Source organism: Pseudacidovorax sp. RU35E (assembly GCF_900156165.1).
Taxonomy (GTDB): Bacteria; Pseudomonadota; Gammaproteobacteria; order Burkholderiales; family Burkholderiaceae_C; genus Xenophilus.
On record NZ_FTMY01000020.1, the window covers coordinates 50483 to 72850 of the forward strand.

16 protein-coding genes are annotated in these 22368 nt (G+C 69.2%); 6 read left to right on the top strand and 10 right to left on the bottom strand.

Going from position 1 to position 22368, the window contains the following annotated elements; genetic code table 11:
- The first annotated feature begins 31 nt into the window (after nucleotides 1–31).
- Both BXA03_RS25665 and BXA03_RS25670 read left to right on the top strand, forming a co-directional pair.
- Nucleotides 32–1018 (top strand): Bug family tripartite tricarboxylate transporter substrate binding protein, encoded by a 987-nt coding sequence (locus tag BXA03_RS25665; RefSeq protein ID WP_076512016.1) that lies wholly within the window; start codon nucleotides 32–34, stop codon nucleotides 1016–1018.
- Nucleotides 1019–1219: 201 nt separating this feature from the next.
- Nucleotides 1220–2059 carry an SGNH/GDSL hydrolase family protein gene (locus BXA03_RS25670; RefSeq protein WP_076512017.1) on the top strand — a complete coding sequence of 280 codons (840 nt, stop codon included), beginning with the start codon at nucleotides 1220–1222 and terminating at the stop codon, nucleotides 2057–2059.
- Between the two features lie 19 nt (nucleotides 2060–2078).
- Here the strand turns inward: BXA03_RS25670 and opgC are convergent, their stop codons facing one another.
- On the bottom strand, nucleotides 2079–3260 hold the full coding sequence (opgC, locus tag BXA03_RS25675; protein WP_076512018.1) for an OpgC domain-containing protein: 1182 nt from the start codon (nucleotides 3258–3260) through the stop codon (nucleotides 2079–2081).
- Nucleotides 3261–3424: 164 nt separating this feature from the next.
- On the opposite strand from opgC, the gene BXA03_RS25680 reads away from it, so the two are divergent.
- The 3 genes from BXA03_RS25680 (at nucleotide 3425) to BXA03_RS25690 (ending at nucleotide 11792) form a co-directional block, all read left to right on the top strand.
- Complete coding sequence (locus BXA03_RS25680) at nucleotides 3425–9415, top strand: alpha-2-macroglobulin family protein (protein WP_076512019.1); 5991 nt, start codon at nucleotides 3425–3427, stop codon at nucleotides 9413–9415.
- A gap of 62 nt (nucleotides 9416–9477) precedes the next feature.
- Nucleotides 9478–9747, top strand: coding sequence for a DUF2164 domain-containing protein (locus BXA03_RS25685; RefSeq protein WP_076512020.1), 270 nt, complete (start codon nucleotides 9478–9480; stop codon nucleotides 9745–9747).
- A 47-nt stretch (nucleotides 9748–9794) separates the two neighbouring features.
- The gene (locus BXA03_RS25690) at nucleotides 9795–11792 is read left to right on the top strand and encodes a peptidase U32 family protein (protein WP_076512021.1); all 1998 of its coding nucleotides are present in this window, start codon (nucleotides 9795–9797) and stop codon (nucleotides 11790–11792) included.
- Between the two features lie 46 nt (nucleotides 11793–11838).
- Here BXA03_RS25690 and BXA03_RS25695 read toward each other — a convergent pair whose 3' ends face one another.
- The 7 genes from BXA03_RS25695 to BXA03_RS25725 all read right to left on the bottom strand — a co-directional run bounded on the left by BXA03_RS25695 (nucleotide 11839) and on the right by BXA03_RS25725 (nucleotide 19987).
- Complete coding sequence (locus BXA03_RS25695; protein WP_143476473.1) at nucleotides 11839–12435, bottom strand: hypothetical protein; 597 nt, start codon at nucleotides 12433–12435, stop codon at nucleotides 11839–11841.
- Nucleotides 12432–13514 (bottom strand): type VI secretion system protein TssA, encoded by a 1083-nt coding sequence (locus tag BXA03_RS25700; RefSeq protein WP_159444758.1) that lies wholly within the window; start codon nucleotides 13512–13514, stop codon nucleotides 12432–12434. The genes BXA03_RS25695 and BXA03_RS25700 overlap by 4 nt, the downstream gene beginning before the upstream one ends.
- Before the next feature lie 28 nt (nucleotides 13515–13542).
- A complete protein-coding gene (locus BXA03_RS25705) occupies nucleotides 13543–14040 on the bottom strand; it encodes a pentapeptide repeat-containing protein (protein WP_076512024.1) in 498 nt (165 codons plus the stop codon).
- Between the two features lie 2 nt (nucleotides 14041–14042).
- Entirely contained in the window at nucleotides 14043–15161 is a 1119-nt protein-coding gene (locus BXA03_RS26785) for a DUF2875 family protein (RefSeq protein WP_076512025.1), read from the bottom strand.
- Between the two features lie 70 nt (nucleotides 15162–15231).
- Nucleotides 15232–17736: a type VI secretion system ATPase TssH gene (gene tssH, locus BXA03_RS25715; RefSeq protein WP_076512026.1), complete on the bottom strand. Its 2505-nt coding sequence runs from the start codon at nucleotides 17734–17736 to the stop codon at nucleotides 15232–15234.
- Nucleotides 17737–18204: 468 nt separating this feature from the next.
- Entirely contained in the window at nucleotides 18205–19038 is an 834-nt protein-coding gene (locus tag BXA03_RS25720) for a shikimate dehydrogenase family protein (RefSeq protein WP_076512027.1), read from the bottom strand.
- A 37-nt stretch (nucleotides 19039–19075) separates the two neighbouring features.
- Nucleotides 19076–19987, bottom strand: a complete 912-nt coding sequence (locus BXA03_RS25725; protein WP_076512028.1) for a shikimate dehydrogenase family protein — start codon at nucleotides 19985–19987, stop codon at nucleotides 19076–19078.
- 252 nt (nucleotides 19988–20239) lie between these two features.
- On the opposite strand from BXA03_RS25725, the gene BXA03_RS25730 reads away from it, so the two are divergent.
- Entirely contained in the window at nucleotides 20240–21028 is a 789-nt protein-coding gene (locus BXA03_RS25730) for an IclR family transcriptional regulator domain-containing protein (protein ID WP_076512035.1), read from the top strand.
- Nucleotides 21029–21109: 81 nt separating this feature from the next.
- Here BXA03_RS25730 and BXA03_RS25735 read toward each other — a convergent pair whose 3' ends face one another.
- Together BXA03_RS25735 and BXA03_RS25740 are read right to left on the bottom strand one after the other, a co-directional pair.
- Complete coding sequence (locus tag BXA03_RS25735) at nucleotides 21110–22072, bottom strand: NAD(P)H-dependent flavin oxidoreductase (RefSeq protein WP_076512029.1); 963 nt, start codon at nucleotides 22070–22072, stop codon at nucleotides 21110–21112.
- Between the two features lie 106 nt (nucleotides 22073–22178).
- A partial coding sequence (locus BXA03_RS25740) for an acyl-CoA dehydrogenase C-terminal domain-containing protein (RefSeq protein ID WP_200803438.1) occupies nucleotides 22179–22368 on the bottom strand: 190 nt, incomplete at its 5' end.

Sequence of the window (22368 nt, forward strand, 5' to 3'; positions counted from 1 at the left end):
CGGATTCCATTTCCAGAATAAAGACACGCCAATGCACAGCAAACGCCAATTCCTCGCCACCTCCGCCGCGCTGGCTGCCGGCAGCCTGCTGCCTGGCCTGGCCGACGCCCAGGGCAGCTTTCCGTCGCGCCCGATCCGCATCGTGGTGCCCAATGCCGCCGGCGGCGGGGCGGACCTGACGGCACGGGCCGTCGGCCAGGCCATCGCCGGGCCGCTTGGCCAGGCGGTGGTCATCGACAACAAGCCGAGCGCCGGCGGCATCGTGGCAGGTGAAACCGTCGCGCGTGCCGAGGCGGACGGCCACACGCTGCTGCTCATCTCCAGCGGCTCGGCCGTGAGCGCGGCACTGTTCAAGACCCTGCCCTTCGACACCATGAAGGATTTCGCGCCCATCTCGCTGCTGGCCACCTTCGATCTGGTGATCGCCGTGGCCGAGAACGGCCGCTTCAAGACGCTGGCGGACATGGTGAGCTGGGCCAAGGCCAACCCCGGCAAGCTCAACATCGGCACGCCCCAGATCGGCACCACCCAGAACCTCGCGGCCGAGATGTTCAAGCTGACGGCCGGCATCGACGCACAGGTGGTGCCCTTCAACGGCACGCCGCCGGTGGTGACGGCCGTGCGCGGCGGCGAGATCGACGCCATGGTCGACATCCTGGGCCCGCTGGTCACCCAGATCTCGGGCAAGACGCTGCGCGCCCTGGCCGTGCTGGGCAAGGACCGGGCGCCCCAGCTTCCGGACGTGCCCGCTGCACGGGAAACCGGGCCCGCCTTTGCCCAGATGAACCTGAGTTCCTGGAACGGCCTGGCGGCGCCGGCGAAGACGCCGCCGGCGGTGGTGGAGCGCCTGAGCAAGGAGATCCAGACCGCACTGGCCAAGCCCGAGCTGGTCCAGCGCCTGCGCGAGCTGAACCTCACGGCACGCAGCAGCACGCCGCAGCAGGCGCGCGACTTCCTGGCGGCGGACGTCCAGCGCTGGAGCGACGTCATCGCGAAGGCGAAGATCCAGAAACTCTGATCCCCTCGGCCTTCGCCGCGGCTTTCCGATCGGGTCTGATCGGCGTTCTCCGCGTGCTGCCCAGAGGATTCAGCGCCCGCATGGCAATTGCGGGATTGGGACCGGGTGCTGGCACTTCGGCGACAGCATGGCCTAACATCCGGCGCTTCCCTGCCAGCCGTCAACCGATTGCGCTGCCGATCGGTTGAGTTCTTCGTGCCGATGACATTCCTGCCCCACCTTTCGTCCCGCCTTGGTGCGCGCGTGCGCCCGGTGGCCCTCGGTCTTGCGACCCTGCTGGCGGCCGGCGCGGCACTGGCGCAGAGCCCGGTGGCCATCGCCACCCATGCGCCCTCGCCCGCCTACCTCGCGGCCCACGCGCGCTGGAAGGCCTCGCTCGAAGCCTTCGAGAAGGCGGACAAGGCAGCGCTGCCGGCCGAAGGCGGCGTGCTCTTCGTCGGCAGCTCCACGGTGCGCATGTGGACCAACCTGGCGCAGGACTTCCGCAACTGGCCGGTGGTCATCAACCGCGGCTTCGGCGGCTCCACCATGGCCGACTGCAGCCTCTTCGTGCGCGACCTGGTGCTGCGCTACAAGCCCAGCCACGTGCTGGTCTACGCCGGGGACAACGACCTGGCCGAAGGCCGCACCCCCTTCCAGGTGCTGGAGGACTTCGCCCTCTTCGTCAACACCGTGCAGCACGAACTGCCGGACACACGCATCAGCTACATCTCGATCAAGCCCAGCCCATCGCGGGCCCACCTGCTGCCGAAGATCCGCGAGACCAACGACATCATCGCGGCCTACCTGCGCACGCAGGCCAAGTCGGACTTCATCGACATCTACACGCCCATGCTCGGCGCCGATGGTCAGCCACGGCCCGAGCTGTTCCTGCCGGACCGGCTTCACATGACAGACGCCGGTTACCGCGTCTGGCATTCGGTGATCGCCAGCCAGGTGCAGCCCGCAGCCAGCGCGCAGGCGGCGTCGCCCGTGCCCTCGGCGGTGAAGACCGGGACGCAGCCGCCGGCCGCGGTCACCACGGCCAGCCGCCCGCACTGAGCGGGCCGGGCTCCGCGGCTCAGGTGCCGCCCACGGACCCTGTCGGGACGGCCACGGGCGGCTCGGGCGGCTGCACCGTCTCCTCGGGCGGCGCGGCATCCGCGTTCTGCGTGTAGCGCGCCACCGCCCACATCCACGCAAGCACCACGGCAAGCAGCAGCGTGTCGCCCCACCAGGGCCGCGAGGTCTGGCTGTCGCCAAAGATGGCCAGCACCGTCAGCACCGCCACCAGGTGCGCACAGAAGGCGGGCAGCGAGGCCCGACCCATCGTCTCCAGCCATCGCACACGCGGCAGCCAACGAGCCCAGGTCGGGCCGAAGCGGATGGCGAGGATGCCCAGGGCGATCAGGTTGAGCAGGCGCAGCGGCCCCAGCTGCCACTTGTCCACCCACAGGTTGCGGGCGATGTCGGCGCCGAAAGGCGCCTGGCCGTGCTCACCGAAGTGGCGCCAGTACAGCCCCACCAGCGCCACCGCCACGGCGGCCAACACCAGTGCCCAGTGCAGCCGCAGCGGCCTGGCCTGCGGCGCGCTGCGCGTGAAGCCCAGCCAAAGCCCGCCAAACCACAGGAACTGCCAAGCATAGGCATTGAAAGCGCCCATCTCGTTGAAGGGCACCGGCAGCCCGGTGAGCGCGAACGCCCAGCCGTATACCCACTCGCTGAGCCCGTGCTGTGCCGCCGCCCACAGCGCCGCGCTGGCCACCATCACCGCCGGCCAGCCCCAGCGCTGGTGGCGCAGCGCAAAGGCCAGCACCCACGGGCTCAGCAGCATGAAGAAGATGTACATCGGCAGGATGTCCAGCAGCGCCGGCTCGTAGATGAGCAGCAGGCCGAAGAGGAAGCCCTCAGCCGGCTGCGCCAGGTACCAAGACACCAGGTTGGTGACCGCCGGCTCCATGCGCCGGATGCCCAGCGCCGTGATGACGGTGAACAGGAAGAGCAGCAACGCCGCATGCGCGACGTAGATCTTGAGCACCCGGCGCCAGAAGGCGCTGCGCATCGACTCCACGCCGTCGCGTCGCGCATAGCGGCTGTAGACAAGCCCTGCCATGAAGGCCGACAGGAGCACGAAGCCTTCGGCTGCGGACACCCAGCCGAAGGGCTGGCCCAGCGGGTCGGTGAAGTGGGTGGGCAGATGGGTGACGGTCATCAGCACGAGCATCAGCCCGCGCAAGGCGTCGATTTCCCAGTGGCGTTTCATGAGGCGGGGGAGCGGCAGTCGGGCCTGAAGCGAAACGACTTAAGCCGCCCACGCGCACAACCTGCGAAAGAGGGCGCGATTGTAGGAGGCGACCGGTTCTCCTGCGGGTCTGCCACACACATCCGCTAACCTGCCGGGTGCTTTCCGAGTCAGAGGGACAAGAAATGAGACTTGCACGACGGCTTCCGTCCATGGCCGCCCTGCTCGCCGCGGGCCTGACGGCCCTGGGGGCCCACGCACTGCAGATCGGCAACCTGTCGCCCCAGGGCGAAGTCGCCCGCGTGCGGCAAGTGGTGGCCAGCTTCGACCAGCCCGCCGTGCGCTTCGGCGATGCCCAGGCGCCGGCACCCCTCACCGTCAGCTGCGACAACCCGCAGGCCGGCCGCGGCAGCGGCCGCTGGACCAGCGACCGCCGCTGGGTCTGGACCTTCGAGGACGACCTGCCCGCCGGCGTGCGCTGCACCGCCAACCGCGTCGCCAACTTCAAGTCGCCCGCCGGCGACGCGCTGGCCGGCCCGCAGAGCTACGCCTTCAGCACCGGCGGCCCGGCGGTGCGCAACCACTGGCCCAGCTACGGCAAGATCGACGAGGAACAGCTCTTCCTGTTGCAGCTGACCGGCCCGGCGACGCCGCAGAGCCTGCAGGCCAACCTGTGGTGCGCGGCCGACGACATCGGCGAGCGCATTCCCGTCAAGCTGGTCGAGGGCGACCAGCGCGCGGCGCTGATCAAGGCCCGCGGCGTCGAGAGCCTGGCGAAGAAGGAGCCGCTGCGCTTCGTCGCCCTGCAGTGCAACCGCACGCTCACGCCGGGCAGCCGGGTGCAGCTGGTGTATGGCAAGGGCGTGGCCACGCCGTCGGGTGTCGCCAACTCGGTGGAGAAGCGCCTGTCCTTCGAAGTGCGCGAGCCCTTCGCCGTCAGCTTCAGCTGCGAGCGCGAGAACGCGCAGGCCGCCTGCCTGCCGCTGCGCCCTATGACGCTGAGCTTCAACGCGCCGGTCACCCGCAAGCTCGCCAGCCAGATCGAGGCCAAGGGCGGCGGCAAGACCATCCAACCGGTGCTGGAGGACAACGGCGGCAGCGACGACGCCGTGGTCGATTCGGTCACCCTGCCCGCGCCCTTCCCCGAGCGCACGGAGTTCACCATCTCGCTGCCGCGTGGCTTCCAGGACGCCTCCGGCCGCACGCTGGGCCAGGCCGATGCCTTTCCCATGAAGACGGCGACCGGCGCGATGCCGCCGCTGGCCAAGTTCGCGGCCTCGCCCTTCGGCGTGGTCGAGCGGCTGGCCGAACCCAACGGCGTGGCGCTGATGCCCGTGACCGTGCGCCGTGTCGAGCCCGCACTGCGCGTGGAGGCACTGACGCCCGGCAAGGTGAGCGACCTCAACCCGAAGACCGACGCCGAGATCATCGGCTGGTACCGCAAGGTGCAGCGCTACGACCAGACCACCGTCGCGCGTGATCAGGCCCGCAAGGACAGCCGCGTCCCGCTGCCGCCGGTGGTGGACCGCGACAACGCCAAGCGCGTGGAGACCCGCGCCGTCTCGCTGCTGGCCAGCCAGAGCGGCGCCCGCCAGCTGGACATGCCCAAGTCCGATGCCGGCGACGACCGGCCCTTCGAAGTGGTCGGCATTCCGCTCACGCCGGGCTTCCATGTGCTGGAGATCGCATCGCGCAAGCTGGGCGAGGCCCTGCTGAACGAGGAATACGGCGCCAACCGCACGATGTACGTGCGCACCACGGCGCTCGCCACCAACCTGGCGGTGCACTTCAAGCTGGGCCGCGAGAACAGTCTGGCCTGGGTGACCACGCTGGACAAGGGCAAGCCGGTGGCCAACGCGCAGGTGCGCGTGTCGGACTGCCGCGGCAGGGAAATCGCCACCGCCCGCACCGACGCCAACGGCCTGGCCCGGCTGGCCGACGTGCCCTCCGATCCGACGAGTTGCGCAGGCGACGACGACTACTACAGCGAGGCCGCCTGGTTCGTCAGCGCCCGCGCCAAGGACGACAAGGGCGTGGAAGACCTGGCCTTCGTCTGGAGCAACTGGCAGCGCGGCATCGAGCCCTGGCGTTTCAACGTGCCCACCAGCATGGATATGCAGCCCGACGTGGTGGCGCACACGGTGCTCGACCGGCCGCTGCTGCGCGCCGGCGAGACGGTGTCGATGAAGCACCTGATCCGTACCCAGACGGCGCAGGGCTTCGGCCTGCCGACCGACCGGCCGGGCCAGCTGGTCATCACGCATGTGGGCAGTGGGCAGGAGTTCACCCAGCCGATCAACTGGCGCTCGACCGGCACCGGTGGCCTGAGCGCGGAGAACACCTTCCAGGTGCCGCCTGCGGCCAAGCTGGGCGTCTACCAGATCGAGCTGCGGAGTGGCTCGGCGCCGCAGCGCGGCGAGGCCGAGGAAGACGGCGAGCGCAGCGGCCGCAGCTATTCGACCGGCCAGTTCCGCGTCGAGGAATTCCGCCTGCCGGTGCTGGAAGGCCGCGTGGCGCCCGCCGACAACAAGCCGCTGGTGGCCGTCACCAGCCTGCCGGTGGCGGTGCAGGTGAACTACGTCTCGGGCGGGCCGGCCACCAACCTGCCGGTGCGCGTCTCGGCCATGGTGCGCGGCATGGTGCCGAACTATCCGGACTTCGATGGCTTCAGCTTCTCGCCGCCGCGCAAGGCCAGCGAGCGCTCGTCCAGCAGCGACGAGGAACAGCCCGAATCCACGCAGGACACCCGCGTCGTCGCCGACAAGCTGCCGCTGACGCTGGATCGCAGCGGCGCCGGCCGCGTCACCGTCGACAAGCTGCCCGCCACGGCCGACACCGGCCCGCGCGAGCTGCTGCTCGAAGCAAGCTATGCCGACCCCAACGGCGAGGTGCAAACGCTGCGCAGCACGCGCACGCTGTGGCCGGCCGCCGTGGTCGCCGGCATCAAGACCGAGGGCTGGGTCTCCACCGACCGGCAACTGCGCTTCCAGGCGCTGGCGCTGGACCTGGCGGGCAAGCCCCAGCCCAACGCCAAGATCAAGGTGGAGGCCGTGGCCCGCATCACCACTACCAGCCGCAAGCGCATGGTGGGCGGCTTCTACACCTACGACAACAAGACCGAGGTCAAGCCGCTGGGCACCGTGTGCAACGGCCAGAGCGACAGCCGCGGCCTGCTGCTGTGCGAGGCGCAGATCAAGGAGGCAGGCGAGGTCGAACTGGTCGCCACCGCCACCGACGGCGAGGGCCGCGCAAGCCGTGCCGCCGGCTCGGTGTGGGTGACCAGGCAGGGCGAGCTGTGGTTCGGCGGCGAGGACAACGACCGCATCGACGTGCTGCCCGAGAAGAAGACCTACCAGCCCGGCGAGGTCGCCAAGTTCCAGGTGCGCAGCCCCTTCCGCTTTGCGACCGCGCTGGTGTCGGTGGAGCGCGAGGGCGTGCTCGACACGCAGGTGGTGCAGCTCAACGGCCAGGACCCGACGGTCAACCTCACCATCAAGCCCGAGTGGGGCCCGAACGTGTACGTCAGCGTGCTGGCCTTGCGCGGCCGGCTGCGCGAGGTGCCGTGGTATTCCTTCTTCAGCTGGGGCTGGAAGGCGCCGCGCGAGTGGTGGACGGCCTTCTGGGTCGAGGGCCGCGAGTACGTGGCGCCGACGGCGATGGTGGACCTGTCCAAGCCGGCCTACCGGCTGGGCGTGGCCGAGATCCGCGTCGGCACCGAGGCGCACCGCCTGGACGTGAAGGTGGCCACCGACCAGCCCAAGTACACCGTGCGCGGCAAGGCGCAGGTCACCATCACCGCCCGCCTCCCCGATGGCAAGCCCGCCGCCGGCGCCGAGGTGGCGCTGGCCGCCGTCGACCAGGCGCTGCTGGAGCTGATGCCCAACGACAGCTGGAAGCTGCTGGACGCCATGCTGCAGCGGCGCAGTTGGGGCGTGTCGACCTCGACCGCGCAGATGGAGATCGTCGGCCGCCGGCACTACGGCAAGAAGGCCGTGCCCGCGGGCGGCGGCGGCGGCAAGGCCGCCACGCGCGAGCTGCTGGACACGCTGCTGCTGTGGAACCCGCGCGTGGTGCTGGATGCCAACGGCCAGGCCACGGTGACGGTGCCGCTGAACGACGCGCTCACCACCTTCCGCATCGTGGCCGTGGCCGACTCGGGCACCAACCTGTTCGGCACCGGCGAGGCCACCATCCAGAGCACGCAGGACCTGCAGATCATCAGCGGCCTGCCGCCGCTGGTGCGCGAGGACGACGCCTACCGCGCCCAGTTCACGCTGCGCAACACCACGGCCAAGCCGATGAAGGTGGAGGTGTCGCCGCGCGCCACGCTGCTGAAGCTGGCGCCGCGCACGGTGGACATCCCGGCCGGCGAATCACGCGAGCTGGCCTGGGACGTGACCGCGCCCGCCCAACTGGGCCAGACGCGAGCCGAGGCCATCCTGTGGGAGATCGAGGCCAAGGACGTTTCGGGCAACGCGCGCGACGCGCTCAAGGCCAGCCAGCGCATCCTGCCGGCCGTGCCGGTGACGGTGCAGCAGGCCACGCTGGCGCAGGTGGACGGGATGTTCACGCTCGACGTGCAGGCGCCCGCCGGCGCCCTGCCCGGCCGCGGCGGCATCCAGCTGGCGCTGCAGCCGCGGCTGGCCGAGGGCCTGCCCGGCGTGCGCGACTGGTTCGCCCGCTATCCCTTCGCCTGTCTGGAGCAGAAGACCAGCAAGTCCATCGGCCTGCGCGACGGCAAGCTGTGGCAGTCGGTGGCGGCGCAGATCCCCGGCTACCTGGACGGCGACGGCCTGGCGAGCTACTTCCCGCCGCAGGGCGGCGATGCCAACCGGGGCAGCGACATCCTGACCAGCTACCTGCTGGCCGCGACCAACGAGGCGGCGGGACTGGACCCGGCCTTCGCCCTGCCCGATGCGGTGCGCACACCGATGGAGAACGGCCTGATCGCCTTCGTCGAAGGCCGCATCCAGCGCGATTTCTGGAGCCCCCGCAAGGACCTGGACGTGCGCAAGCTGGCCGCCCTGGAGGCGCTGTCGCGCTACGGCCGCGCCACCGGCGCCATGACCGGCAGCCTGACCATCGCGCCCAACCAGTGGCCCACCAGCGCCGTGATCGACTGGATCAACGTGCTGCGCCGCGTGAAGGACGTGCCCCAGCGCGAACAGCGCCTGCGCGAGGCCGATCAGGTGCTGCGCGCACGCCTGTCGTACCAGGGCACCAAGCTGATCTTCAGCACCGAGCAGGACGACTACTGGTGGTGGCTGATGGCGGGCGGCGACGTCAACACCGCGCGCCTGCTGCTCACCGTGATGGACGACCCGGCCTGGAAGGACGACCTGGGCCGCATTGCCGCCGGCTTCATCGGCCGCCAGCAGCGCGGCGCCTGGGCCACGACCACGGCCAACCTGTGGGGCGGCCTGGCGCTGGAGAAGTTCAGCCGCGCCTTCGAGAGCGCGCCCGTGACGGGCGTGACCGGCGCCACCCTGGGCGATGCCAAGGCCCAGGTGGACTGGGCCCGCGTCGAGCGCGTCAAGGCCAGCGACCCGACGGGCGCGCCGCATCAGGCCAGCGCCATCGGCGCCCCGGCCGCCACCGGCATGCTGCGCAACAACACCATGAGCCTGCCCTGGCCCGTCGGCGAGGGCCGCGGCACGCTGCTGGTCACGCAGCAGGGCAGCGGCCGGCCGTGGCTCACGGTGCAGTCGATGGCCGCCGTGCCGCTGACCGCGCCGGTGGCGGCGGGCTACACCCTCAAGAAGACCATCACGCCGGTCGAGCAGGCCACCGCTGGCCGCTACAGCCGCGGCGACGTGCTGCGCGTGGCGCTGGAGGTGAATGCCAGCACCGACATGACCTGGGTGGTGATCAGCGACCCGATCCCGGGTGGCGCCACCATCCTGGGCAGCGGGCTGGGCCGCGATTCGCAGATCGCGACGCAGGGCGAGAAGTCGGCCTCCGGCCGCGCCGCGCCGGCCTTCGAGGAACGCAGCTTCGAGGCCTTCCGCAGCTACTACGAGTACCTGCCCAAGGGCGTGGTGAAGACGGAATACACCGTACGCCTGAACAACGTGGGCGACTTCGCCCTGCCGCCCAGCCGCGTTGAGGCGATGTACGCGCCGGAGATGTACGGCATGGTGCCGAATGCGCGGATGAAGGTGGAGGTCAAACCATGAGCGCCCGCCCGGCCGCTCCGAAGGGCGCTCGCACCGTAGCGCGCCAGCGCGGAGGCTTTTGAATGACCATCGAGCTCGAACGGGACCAGCGCCAGGACGCCGTGGCCTCCATCGAGCGCTACTTCGCCGAGAACATGGAGGAGCGCATCGGCAACATCGCGGCCGGCGCCCTGCTCAACTTCTTCCTGGAGGAGATCGGTCCGCTGGTCTACAACCAGGCGGTGGCCGAGGTGCAGGAGCGCCTCGCCCGCCGTGTGGCCGAGATTGACCTGGAGGTGCACGAGGACCCGTTCACCTATTGGCAGAAGCAGGGCAAGGGCAAGCGCAAGTAGACCTCCAGCAGGGGAGATGGGGCGCGCTGGGATAATCCGCGCCCACCATGTCGCTCCTGCCCCACCAGCTCGAACTGCTCTCCCCTGCCCGCGACGCCGACATCGGCATCGAGGCCATCAACCATGGCGCCGATGCCGTCTACATCGGCGGCCCGGCCTTCGGCGCGCGGGCCGGCGCGGGCAACGACATGCAGGGGCTGGAGCGGCTGATCCGCCATGCGCACCGCTTCGGCAGCCGTATCTTCATCACGCTCAACACCATCCTGCGCGACGACGAGCTCGAAGCCGCGCGCCGCATGGCCTGGCAGGTGTACGAGGCCGGGGCCGATGCGCTGATCATCCAGGACATGGGCCTGCTGGAGCTGGACCTGCCGCCCATCCAGCTGCATGCCAGCACGCAGACCGACATCCGCACGCCCGAGAAGGCGCGCTTTCTGCAGGACGCCGGACTGTCGCAGATCGTGCTGGCGCGCGAGCTGACGGTGCAGCAGATCGCCGCCGTACGCGCCGCCACCGACCCCAGCCGCTGCACCATCGAGTTCTTCATCCACGGCGCGCTGTGCGTGGCCTACAGCGGCCAGTGCTACATCAGCCATGCCCACACCGGCCGCAGCGCCAACCGCGGCGACTGCTCGCAGGCCTGCCGCCTGCCCTACCAGGTGATCGACGACGCGGGCCGCTTCGTGGCGCACGACAAGCACGTGCTGTCGATGAAGGACAACAACCAGTCCGACAACCTGCGGGTGCTGATCGACGCCGGCGTGCGCAGCTTCAAGATCGAAGGCCGCTACAAGGACATGGCCTACGTCAAGAACATCACGGCCCACTACCGCCGGCTGCTGGACGGGATCATCGAGGAGCGCGAAGGCGGCGCCGCGCCGCTGGCCCGCGCGTCGAGCGGCAGCACCCGCTTCTTCTTCGACCCGGACCCGGAACAGAACTTCAACCGCGAGTTCACCGACTACTTCGTCAACGGCCGGAAGCAGGACATCGGCGCCTTCGACACGCCCAAGAACCCCGGCCGTGCCATCGGCTGGGTGACGCAGACGGGCCCCAACTGGTTCGAGCTGGAAACCGCCGACCATGCCGCCGTGCTGCACAACGGCGACGGCCTGTGCTACTACGACCTGCAGCGCGAGTTGGTGGGCGTGGCCATCAACCGCGCCGAGGCGGTGGGCAAGCCGGGCGCCGGCAAGTGGCGCGTGTTCCCCAAGGACCCGATGGACGGCTTCAGGGACCTGCGCCGCGGCACCGAGCTCAACCGCAACCGCGACATGGACTGGGTGCGCATGCTCGACAAGAAGTCGAGCGAACGCCGCATCGGCCTGTGGGCGCATCTGGCCGAGACGCCCAAGGGCTTGGCGCTGACGCTGACCGACGAGGACGGTTTCGTCGGCGCCGCCGACCTCACCCTCCCGCACGAGCCCGCCAGCGACGCCGCGAAAGCCGAGGCCAGCCTGCGCGACCAACTGGGCCGCTTCGGCAACACCGTGTTCGAACTCATCGACCTGCAGCTGGCGCTGTCGCAGCCCTGGTTCGTGCCGGCCTCTCAGCTCAACGCGTTGCGGCGTGAGGCAACGGACGCGCTGGAATCGGCGCGGGCCGCGGGCTTCCAGCGCCTGCCGCGCGCCCAGCCGGTGGAGCCGCCCGTGCCCTACCCCGAGGACTCGCTGAGCTACCTGGCCAACGTCTTCAACCAGAAGGCTCACGACTTCTACGCCCGCCACGGCGTGAAGGTGATCGACGCCGCCTACGAGAGCCAGGAAGAGGAAGGCGAGGTGAGCCTGATGATCACCAAGCACTGCGTGCGCTTCTCGCTGAGCCTGTGCCCCAAGCAGGCCAAGGGCGTGATCGGCGTCAAGGGCACCATCAAGGCCGAGCCGCTGCACCTGGTCAACGGCAAGGAGAAGCTCACCCTGCGCTTCGACTGCAAGCCCTGCGAGATGCACGTGGTCGGCCGCATGAAGCGCTCGGTGCTGCAGCAGCAGCGCAAGGAGATGGAGGCGGTGCCGATGCAGTTCTATCGAACGCGACCGACCGCCTGAGGACGAAGCGGGAGCAGCCGCGCTCGCGGCGCTTCGCGACACGCAGTCAAAGCCGCTGCGCGGGAATGCCCCGTGGCGGCACGAGCGGCCGGCGCGCGGCGCGGCTGGGCGCGGGCAGATCGGGCGGCAGGGCATCGATGGCCTCGTCACTCATGGCCTGTCGGGCCCGGGCGGCGGCCCATTCCTTTTCACGCGCGACCTGCGCCGCCTGCGCGGCCTCTTCGCTGCCGGCCACGGGCGGGGCCACGCCCGGCCCGGCTGCCGGCGGCCAGGTGGGCGTCGTAGGCGCAGGCGTGGGCACCGGTGGCAGCGGAGACGCCGCCGTCCAGCCATAAGCGGCCAGGGCGGCGCGCAGGTACTCGCGCAGCTCGGCGGACTGCCGCCCCTCACGCTCGGCCTGCTCGCGGCTGTGGAATTCGAGCTCGACCTGGATCGCCTGCTGCACGCTCTGGGGCACGCGCTGCTGCTCCTGCCGCAGGGTGGCGAACTGCGGGGCGAGCCGCGCCTCCAGCACCTGGGCGGCGGCGCCGCAGAGCCGGCGCCAGCCAAGCGCCAGGACGACCGTCGCGCCCAATGCGCCGCCGAGTCCCAACAACGCCACCGCCCCGGCGATGACCATCCATTCGTCCATGCTTGGATTCATGCCCGGCCTCCCTGCGACTCTTCGTCCGCGGCTTCCCAGCGGCGCAGCAGGTCGAGCGGCACCCAATCAGCGACTTCGCTGAACCGGCGACCGACCATGCGCTCGCCCAGCCGCAACAGGGCGGGAACCGGACTGCTGGGCTCGTGCAGCTCGAACCATTCGCGCGACTGCCGGATCGCCTCCAGGGCGTCCTCGCGCGTCACCGGCCGGGCCGCGGCCACGATACCGACAGCCAGGCGCCGCTCGGCCGGCGCGCCGGGCTGGGCCGGCATCAGCAGAGGCGCGCCGGTCGCCGCTGCAACGGCGTCCAGGTCTTCGGCAGAGGGCACGAAGACCTCCAGCAGTTGCAGCAGTGGCTGCAAGTCCGGCGCCAGGTCGCCAAGCTGGCTGCGCGCCCAGGCTGCCACCGCCTGGGCATGGCGGCAGGCGGCTGCTAACTGATGCACCGGCACCTCGGGGTTGCCCTGCGCCGCCCGCCGCAGCGCCGTGAGCTGCCGCCGCACCGAATCCGGCGAGCGCGCGCCCTCGGGCCGCGGCATGGCGAAGGCCCGCTCCACGTCGCGCACGCTCAGGGCCACACCCGCCCCGGTGTCGACCGTGATCTCGCGGATGTCGGCAAGCAGCCCCTGCGGATCGGCCAGCGCGGCGAGCGCATTGGCGCGGACGGCGGGTTCGTGCTCGCCGTCGATGCGCGTCTGCGGATGGATGTCGTCCGGCCAGGCCCGCAGTGCCTGCACCAGCATCTCAAGCCCCTGCAAAAGGCCGGCCGCCTGGCCCAGCCGCGCCCGCGCCCGGGTCAGGCAGATGAGCAGGTGCAGGTCCTTGGTGCGCAGCAGCAGGCGCCGGCAGTCGCGCTCGACCTCGGCCCAGTTGGGCCCATCGGGCGCATCGATGAAGCTGCCGTACTGGGCCTCGCCACGCGGCTGCAGACGGGTCCACAGCATGGCGTATTCCGGGTCGTACTCCAGGTTGGGGCCGCAGGGGTCGGTGTCGCTGACGGGCAGCAGCCAGTCGGCCGAGGCGATCACTGTCTGGCGCACGGCGAGCGGCGGCGTTGGGGAAGCGAGAGCGTGGGTCATGGGGTGTGACAGCGTGGAGATGGCGAGGTCAGTGGTTGATCTGGGCATGCGCCAGTTGCATGTTCTCGAACTGGCTGCCCGTGAAGTCCACTTGTTGTCCGTGAAGGTGCTGGGCGGTGATGTCGGTGCCCTTGCACGACAGCAGGGCCACCTGCTGCCATTGGCCATGGTCGAAATTCAGGCCACGCCAGGTGCAGTCGGTGAATCGGCAGTCGGTGAAGGTGCAGTGCGCCAGCTTGGCCCCGTCGAAAGTACAGGCGCCGAAGGTGCAGCCCATGATCTGGATGCGCTGCATGTCGCAGTCGACGAACATGCAGCCCGTGAAGGCGCAGCCGGACCACTGCGCATCCTGGAAGCTGGTCGACGAAAAGCTGCTACTGCTGAACTGGCTGGCCGTGAAGGTGATGAGGTTCAGGTCCAGCCCGGCATAGCTGCTGCCGTCGCTTTCGCCGGCCACGCCCGCAGGCGCGCCGCCCTGGCCCTTGCGCCATTTGTCGTGCTGGATGATGAGGGGTTGGGCTGCCATGGTCAGATCACATAGGGACGGGGATTCAGGGTCTTGCGGTAGTCGTCGGCTACAGGCCAGAGCCCGCACACCACGGCGCCGCCCGGGTCGCGCAGGTTGACGACCAGTGCAGGCTCTGCGCTTTCCCACACGGCGATGGCGCCGAGCGCGAGGCCAGCATTCATGCTGGCGGCGCCAAGATCGCCGCCCAGGCATTGCTCCAGCCCGAAGGCGGTACTGGCATTCATCAGCCCGGCCTGCGGCGCAACACGTGCCAGGCTTCGTGCAAGCAGCGCTGGGCGACTGACGTCCGCGGGCGCGCTGTAGAAAATCCGCGTGGGCGGCCGCGTGCGCAGCGCTGGCGTCCCCAACACCTTGCCCAGGGCACCTTCCAGCAGTTCCGCCAATCGGTCGGCCGACATGTCGGGCTGAAAGAAGGCGAACTCCGGACGCAGCATGAGCGCCAAGGTCGGCATTGCGCTGTACTGCTCGTACTGCGGCCGGCTCCACGGCACGGGCACATTGGGTGTGGGGATAAAGCCGTTCGGCGGCGCGTCGAAATAGGCGCCATCGTCGTAGACACGCTGATGCAGTCCCCCATAGCCATGGGCGCCTCGCGCGGTGACGCCGTTGGCAAAGGTGCTCACATCGCTCCTGTCGGCCACATGCAGCGACCACTCCCGCAACCACTCCGCGGCCTCCGGGCGCTTGAACAGGATGGCGGAAAAGCTGTCACGCAATTGCCCAGGTCGTTTAGGTCTGGACAGGATGCTCTCCAGCGATTCGGCTGGCTGGCTGGCCGGAGGCTCCCATCCACCGTGCACCGCCCTCACCGCGTAGCCGTCTTCTGCCCACAGGATCAGGCTGTTGAGATCGCCCTCCCGATCGAATGCCTGCAAGGCGTCGTGAAAGGCCACGGCGCCACCGCGTTCCAGGTTCATCAATCGAGGCGCGAGGTCGTGAAACGCCATGGCCGCGGGGCCATTGCGCAACTGCCACTTCAACTCGTTCCGGTATTCGCGCGCCCACGCCTCCAGTGCATCGCCCGTCCTCCTGGGCGCAAGGGGTACCGCCATCGTCATGGGTACGGGATAGTTCTCGACGAAGCGGCCGCGCTCGCCCTTGGCCGGCCGGTAGGTCATCGCGGCCCGCAAGGCAGCACTGCGGAACAGATTGGCCTGGTCGGTGCAGCGGGCAAGCCCGCCGGGCGGCTCATGCGCATCTTCGTCCGCGGGTGCCCGCCGCTGAAGACGATCCCAGAGCGGCCCTGCGGGCACATGGTCGACCCGCAGGCCGACGCCAGCGATGTGGAGGAAGCTCGCGGGTGGACAAGGCAGTCGTCTGCAGCGGGTGATAGGGAACGACGGCCAGGCGGCCCAGAAAGGCCGCCGGAAAGACCTCGCGCAGCGCGGGCATCAGGCTGTCTGCCATGAACGCGACATCGGCATCAGGCCCATGCCGCTCGACCACGTCGACCAGCACGTCGGCCCCCGCGTTGCTCGTCAGCAGGATGAGGCAGTTCCGGAAATCGATGCGGCGTCCTTCGCCGTCTTCCATCCAGCCCTTGTCGAAAACCTGGAAGAAGAGTTCGTGCACGTCTGGATGCGCCTTTTCGACCTCGTCGAGCAGCACGACGCTGTAGGGGCGGCGCCGGACCGCTTCGGTCAGCACACCGCCCTCGCCATAGCCCACGTAGCCGGGCGGCGCTCCCTTGAGCGTGGAAACGGTGTGCGCCTCCTGGAACTCGCTCATGTTGATGGTGACCATGTTCTGTGCGCCGCCATACAACGCATCGGCCAGTGCGAGCGCGGTCTCCGTCTTGCCAACGCCAGACGGCCCCACCAGCATGAACACGCCAACCGGCTTGTCCGCATCCGTGAGTCCCGCCTTGGCCGCCTGCACCCGGTCTGCGATCACGCTCAGCGCGTGATCCTGCCCGACCACGCGCTCGGCCAGGCGTGCCCGTAACCGGGCGACCGCCTTGACGTCGTCACTGACCATGCGGCCGACGGGAATGCCCGTCCAGTCGGCCAGGACCTCAGCAACAGCGGCTTCATCCACCTGCGCGCGACCCAGTTGCGCGTCCGCCGCCAGCTCGGACTCCAGCGCTGACAGTTCGGCCACCACTTGGGGCGCAGCGGGTGATGCATGCACAACGGCGTCTGCGCAGCCATCGAGCAACTGCTGCCGCAGGGCAACGACGCGGCGGATCCGTTCGACCTGGGCACCCCATTTACTCGTATGCATGGTCAGCTGGTCGCGCGCCTCGGCCAGGCGTGTCTGCACGGCATGCGCACACTCGGCCGTAGCGCCGCCGCCGATGCCGAGGACGGCCTGCCTTTGCAGCAACTCGAACTCGACCTCCAGCGCCGCCACCCGATGTCGTGCGAGCTCGACGGTTGCTGGTGGCGCGTGGATCGACATGGCCACGCGCGCGCAGGCCGTGTCCAGCAGGCTGATCGCCTTGTCCGGCAACTGACGCGCGGGCAGGTAACGCCGCGAGAGTGCGACGGCTGCACGAACGGCTTCGTCCATGATCAGCACACCGTGGTGCGCTGCAAATGCCTTCGACGACCCTCTGAGCATGTCGACGGCTGGGCCCTCTTCCGGCTCGGCCACCTGCAGCACCTGGAAGCGCCGCGTCAGCGCCGGGTCCTTCTCGATGTGCCGCTTGTACTCAGCCCAGGTCGTCGCACCGATCGTGCGCAGGTGTCCTCGCGCCAACGCAGGCTTGAGAAGGTTGGCCGCGTCGCCAGTGCCCGCCTGTCCTCCTGCACCCACCAGGGTGTGGACCTCATCGATGAAGAGAATCACGGGGGGGACGGCGCGGCTGGCATCCTCCAGCAGACCTTTGAGCCGGCCCTCGAATTCACCGCGGACGCCCGCGCCTGCCAGCATGGCGCCGATGTCCACGGCGAGCAGGCGGTGATCACGGAGTGCGGGCGGCACCTCTTCACGGTCGATGGCAAGGGCAAGACCTTCCACGATCGCCGTCTTGCCCACCCCCGCTTCGCCCGTCAGGAGCGGATTGTTCTGCCGCCGTCGCAGCAGGATGTCGACCAGGCCGCGCACCTCGACCTGTCGGCCGATGACCGGATCGATCTGGCCCGCCCGCGCACGTGCCGTCAGATCGCTGCAATAGCGCGTCAGGGCGGAGCTGGTCGAAGATGTGGGATCGCCCGTAGGTGCGCCGAATGCGACCTCGGACTCACGGCCCATGCCGTCAGACGTACCGTCCCGGGCCTCCGATGAAGCCTCGACGATCGTTGACCGCTCCTTGACCAAGCGATCGACGTCGATGCGTGAAAACGCAGGAACGATCCGCAGCAACCGCGTACGCCGTTCTTCCGACTGCAGGAGTGCAAGCAGCAGCCACACGCTGCGTATGCGGTCCGCGCCGAACTCCACGCTGGCGACGACCCATGCCCGCTCGACGGCGTCGCTCACGTGGTACGAGATGTCCGACAGGGAGGTTGCGCCATTCGGCAGGGCAGCCAGTGCACGTACCAACCCGGCATCGACTTCCCCGGGCTGGATCCCGAAGTGATGGGCGACCCGATGCATGTCGGTGTTCGGGAGCTGCCAGAGCTGGTGCAGCCAATGAACAAGCTCTACATAGGGATTGCCGCGCAGGCGTGCGAAAGCCGCGGCCGACTCGACGGCACGGAACAGCGTGGTGTTCAGCTTGCCGAAGAGCGCCTTCCGGGAGACGGCCATCGGTGCCTCGGTCAACGCGGAAGAAGGGCCTGGTCGACCCGATGCAGGCGGGGCACCGGATGCATGCGGGGGCGTTGCAACGTCGATGCTGGATTGGGGACCAGCCCTCGCTGGTCATGGCTGCGCCACCGGCGCAGGCTCACGCTTGCCGTACTCATTGAAGACCTCCCTGCTTTCGAATTCATCCACCTCGCTCGCGGGTGGTTGCTTCGATTTAAGCCGAGAAGTCACGCGATGCCGCGACACCGAACAAGCAATCCTCAGAGTCCGTGAAGTAGTCCACCGTGCAGCATCGGCCTGCCAGATGGCGAGGCCAGAGGATGAACACTTAGGTATTCACACTCGTCGTCTGCACACCCCGTCGACTGGATCACTTCAGCACGGCTCGCACCACAGACTGATTGGCGCCCAAGCAAAACGCCGCCGGACCTTGCGGTCGGCGGCGTCCTCACAGCAGTGCGCGGCGAATCAGTACTTCAACGTCGCACTCTCGCGCAGTTCCTCTGCCGTGGCCGTACCAAAGCCGAAGAACTCCAGATACGCCGGAATCATCTCGAACAGCATGTCCGTGCCCACCTGCACCTGGCAGCCGCGCGCCATGGCGGCTTTGAGCAGCGGCGTGTATTCGGTCTTCATCACGACCTCGCCCACGAACGTCGTGGGTGCGATGCGCTCCACGTCGAAGGGCAGCGGGTCGCTTTCCTTCATGCCCAGCGGCGTGGCGTTCACGACCACGTCGTAGCCGGCCGGGTCGTTGGAGCCGGTGCTCACCGTCAATTGCGGATAGTGGGCACGCAGGCGCTCGGCCAAGCCTTCGACCGACGCCGTGTTCAGGTCGAAGAGCGAGATGTGCGCAGCCCCCGCCGCCGCAATGGAAGCCGCGATGGCGCAGCCCACGCCACCTGCACCCGAGACCAGCACGCGCGCACCGCGGAAGCTGCGGCCCTTGCGCTCCACGCCGCGCACGAAGCCGGCTCCGTCGAACTGGTCGCCGAGCAGTGTGCCGTCTTCGCGCAGCAACACGGCATTGCAGGCCCCGGCGATGCGCGCGGTGGGCGTGGTCTCGTGGACCAGCGACATGGTCGTCACCTTGTGCGGCATGGTCACCAGGGCGCCGCGGATGTTGCTCATGCGAAAGAGCAGCGGCAGGAAGGCCGCGTAGTCCTCGGGCTTCACGCCCAGGGGCACCACCACCGCGTCGATGCCCTTCTTGTCGAACCAGGGGTTGTAGATCATCGGAGCCTTGAAGCTCTCGGTGGGATAGCCAATGTGGGCGATGAGGGTGGTCTTGCCGGAAATCATGGAAGCAGTCGTGGAAGCGGAATATCGCGAGATGCGATCAGCCCTGGCGGCCCCGGGGCGCCTGGGCGATCTCGGCCTGGAGCTCGGCCGGGTAGATGATCTGCCGCAGGAAGCCGGCGTCCTCGCGCACGAGGGCCGCGGCCTGCGGCAGATCGAAGTAGTCGAAGTAGTGCGCCATCTGCTGGATCAGCATCTCGAAGCCAGGCTGGGCCTGCAGGCCGCGCGCACGCGCGGCGCGCACCAGCGGCGTGGGCTGGCCGCGCAGCAGGATGTCGAACACGGCCGCGTGGGGCGCGAGGCGGGCCACGTCGCAGGGCAAGACTTCTTCGCCTTGCAGGCCTACCTGGGTGGCGTTGATGACGAGGTCGTAGCCCCACGGATCGGCCGAGGCCGCGGCGACCACCTCGGCGTCGAAGGCCGCATCGATGCGTGCGGCAGTGCCGGCGGCCTTGCCTGCGGCCGGGTCATAGAAGGCGATGTGGCGCGCGCCATCGTCGCCACCGCCTTCGGCCAGCGACACCCCGATGGCCGCGGCGCTCACGCCCGCGCCAAGGATCAGCACACGCTGTCCGCGAAAAGGGATGCCGAACCAGTCCAGCGCACCGACGATGCCTTCGCCATCGAACAGGTCACCCTCCAACTCGCCGCTGCGGGTGCGCCGCACGATGTTGACCGAACCTGCGACGCGAGCGAACAGGCCGCAGCCGTCGAGCAGGTCCACCGCCAGCGGCTTGTGCGGCGGTGCGATCAGCATGCCCCGGACGTTGTGGCCCAGGAAGCTGGCCTTGAGCCACACCGCGAAGTCGCGCGCGCGCACCTGCACCGGCACCATCACGGCGTCGATGCCGCAGCGCTCGAAGACGGCGTTGAACATGCGCGGCAGGCGCACATTGGTGACGGGGTCGCCAGGGATGAGGTAGAGGTCGGTCTTGCCGGTGATGGAAGCCATCGGGTCGTTCACTCCAGGAGTCGGATGCGGCAGTGGAATCGGGATCGGCGCCGCACGAACAACGGCCGGGACTGTAGAAGCCGAAGGGAGCACGCGTCCGCCACTCGTGGAGGCTGACGTTCGATAATCGCCCAACACTGAACGATCAACGAACGTGTTAAGGGTTTGTACGTGGTCACCCGACGCCGCACCTCCTCCGCCAACTCCGAGCCGCCGCACGGGGACGAAAGCCGCGATTCTCGGCCCTCCTCCCTGCTCCCGACGCAGGACGACGACGTTCCCGCCGGCCTGGACCGGCGCGACTGGATTGCCGGTCTGGAGCGTGGCGTCGGCATCATCGAGGCCTTCGACGACGCCCATCCCCGCATGACGGCCAGCGAGGCCGGCCAGCGCACCGGCCTCACCCGTACGGCGGCGCGGCGCTACCTGCTCACGCTGCAGCACATGGGCTATGTGGCCAGCGACGGCAAGCTGTTCTGGCTCACACCGCGCGTGCTGCGGCTGGGCCAGTCGTATCTCGATTCGGCGCGGTTGCCGCGGATCGCGCAGCCCTTCCTGCAGCGCGTGGCCGTGGGCACGCACGAGACGGCCTATCTCAGCGTGCTGGACGGCGACGACGTGGTCTACATCGCCCGCAACGGCCCGCAGCGGCAGATGAGCACCGGCTACGTGCTGGGCGCGCGCGTGCCGGCTCAGACCACGGCAGCCGGCCTGCTCATGCTGGCGCTGCTGCCAGAAGCCGCGTCCCAAGCCTGGTGGACGGGCCGCAAGCTCCAGGTGTTCACGTCCTTCACGCTGGCCGACCCGGAGGCCTTGCGGCGCGAGATGGCGCGCGTCCGCGCCCAGGACTGGGCCCTGTCCGAGCAGCAGCTGGACCTGAACTCGCGCGGCATCGCCGTGCCACTGCGCGACCACCATGGCGAGGTGCACGGTGCGCTCAACGTCACCATGCCGATGGGGCAGGAGGGCAGCGAAGCCGCCGTGGCCCGCGTGCTGCCCGTGCTGCGCGAGGCCGCCCAGGCCATGCGCAACCTCATCTGAGCCGCGGTGAGCACGCCCTCATGAAAACGCCCGCCGGCCGTCAACGGCGGGCGGGCGCTTCGGCGCGGGGATGACGCCGGATCAGGCGACCAGCCGGTGGCGTGCGTCCTCGTACTGCTGGCGCAGTTGGGCGATGAATTCGGCCGCCGGCTGCACCTTCTTGATGGCGCCGATGCCCTGGCCCGAACCCCAGATGTCCTTCCAGGCCTTGGCCTTGCTGCCCTCGCCGGTGGCGAAGTTCATGGTCTTGACGTCGCCCTCCGGCAGGTTGGCCGGATCCATGCCCGCCGCGACGATGCTGGGCGCCAGGTAGTTGCCGTGCACGCCGGTGAACAGGTTCGAATAGACGATGTCGTCCGAGGTGCCGTCGACGATGCCCTGCTTGTAGGCCTCGCTGGCACGGGCCTCTTCGGTGGCGATGAAGGCGCTGCCGATGTAGGCGAAGTCGGCGCCCATCGCCTGGGCGGCCAGCACCGCGCTGCCCGTCGAGATGGAGCCCGACAGCGCCACAGGGCCGTCGAACCATTCGCGGATCTCCTGGATGAGCGCAAACGGGCTCTTCACGCCCGCATGGCCCCCGGCTCCCGCTGCGACCGCGATCAGCCCATCGGCGCCCTTCTCGACGGCCTTCTTTGCAAAGCTGTTGTTGATCACGTCGTGCAGCGTCACGCCGCCATAGCTGTGCACTGCATCGTTGACGTCGGTACGGGCACCCAGCGAGGTGATGATGATCGGCACCTTGTACTTCACGACCAGCTCCATGTCGTGCTCGAGGCGGTCATTGCTCTTGTGCACGATCTGGTTGATGGCAAAGGGCGCTGCCGGCTTCGTCGGATTGGCCTTGTTGTAGGCCGCCAGTTCCTCGGTGATCTCCGCGAGCCACTCGTCCAGCTGGGCCGCGGGGCGCGCGTTGAGGGCGGGCATCGAGCCGACCACGCCGGCCTTGCATTGCGCGATCACCAGCTTGGGATTGCTGATGATGAACAGGGGGGAGCCGATGATCGGCAGCGGCAGATGCGCAAGCGCGCCGGGCAGTCTGGACATGGAAAAGTCTCCTCTCGTGTGAATCGATGGTTCGGGCGAAGTTATAGGGGCCGGGCGCAGCACCTGCCGTCCGATGGGCGACAGGCAGGCATCGCCCGCTGCGGACTCAGAAGGCTTCGAGCGCCAGGGCCGTGACGCTGGCCGCGCCGCCGACGATGGCGTCGCGCGTGGCGCCGGCCTTCACCAGGATGTGTTCGGCATAGAAGCGCGCCGTGGCCACCTTGGCCTGCATGAAGGCCGCGTCCTGCGCCTGGGCCTCGGGCGTCAGCGCCACCAGCAGGGAGCGGCCCAGCTGC

Bases quoted from the DNA above. Each gene is read 5' to 3' on its own strand.
- BXA03_RS25670 (WP_076512017.1), top strand. From the start codon at position 1,220: ATGACATTCCTGCCCCACCTTTCGTCCCGCCTTGGTGCGCGCGTGCGC.
- BXA03_RS25735 (WP_076512029.1), bottom strand. From the start codon at position 22,072: ATGTCCAGACTGCCCGGCGCGCTTGCGCATCTGCCGCTGCCGATCATC.
- BXA03_RS25665 (WP_076512016.1), top strand. From the start codon at position 32: ATGCACAGCAAACGCCAATTCCTCGCCACCTCCGCCGCGCTGGCTGCC.
- BXA03_RS25690 (WP_076512021.1), top strand. From the start codon at position 9,795: ATGTCGCTCCTGCCCCACCAGCTCGAACTGCTCTCCCCTGCCCGCGAC.
- BXA03_RS25685 (WP_076512020.1), top strand. From the start codon at position 9,478: ATGACCATCGAGCTCGAACGGGACCAGCGCCAGGACGCCGTGGCCTCC.
- BXA03_RS25720 (WP_076512027.1), bottom strand. From the start codon at position 19,038: ATGATTTCCGGCAAGACCACCCTCATCGCCCACATTGGCTATCCCACC.
- tssH (WP_076512026.1), bottom strand. From the start codon at position 17,736: ATGGCCGTCTCCCGGAAGGCGCTCTTCGGCAAGCTGAACACCACGCTG.
- BXA03_RS25680 (WP_076512019.1), top strand. From the start codon at position 3,425: ATGAGACTTGCACGACGGCTTCCGTCCATGGCCGCCCTGCTCGCCGCG.
- BXA03_RS25705 (WP_076512024.1), bottom strand. From the start codon at position 14,040: ATGGCAGCCCAACCCCTCATCATCCAGCACGACAAATGGCGCAAGGGC.
- BXA03_RS25725 (WP_076512028.1), bottom strand. From the start codon at position 19,987: ATGGCTTCCATCACCGGCAAGACCGACCTCTACCTCATCCCTGGCGAC.
- BXA03_RS25695 (WP_143476473.1), bottom strand. From the start codon at position 12,435: ATGAATCCAAGCATGGACGAATGGATGGTCATCGCCGGGGCGGTGGCG.
- BXA03_RS26785 (WP_076512025.1), bottom strand. From the start codon at position 15,161: ATGACCTACCGGCCGGCCAAGGGCGAGCGCGGCCGCTTCGTCGAGAAC.
- opgC (WP_076512018.1), bottom strand. From the start codon at position 3,260: ATGAAACGCCACTGGGAAATCGACGCCTTGCGCGGGCTGATGCTCGTG.
- BXA03_RS25700 (WP_159444758.1), bottom strand. From the start codon at position 13,514: ATGACCCACGCTCTCGCTTCCCCAACGCCGCCGCTCGCCGTGCGCCAG.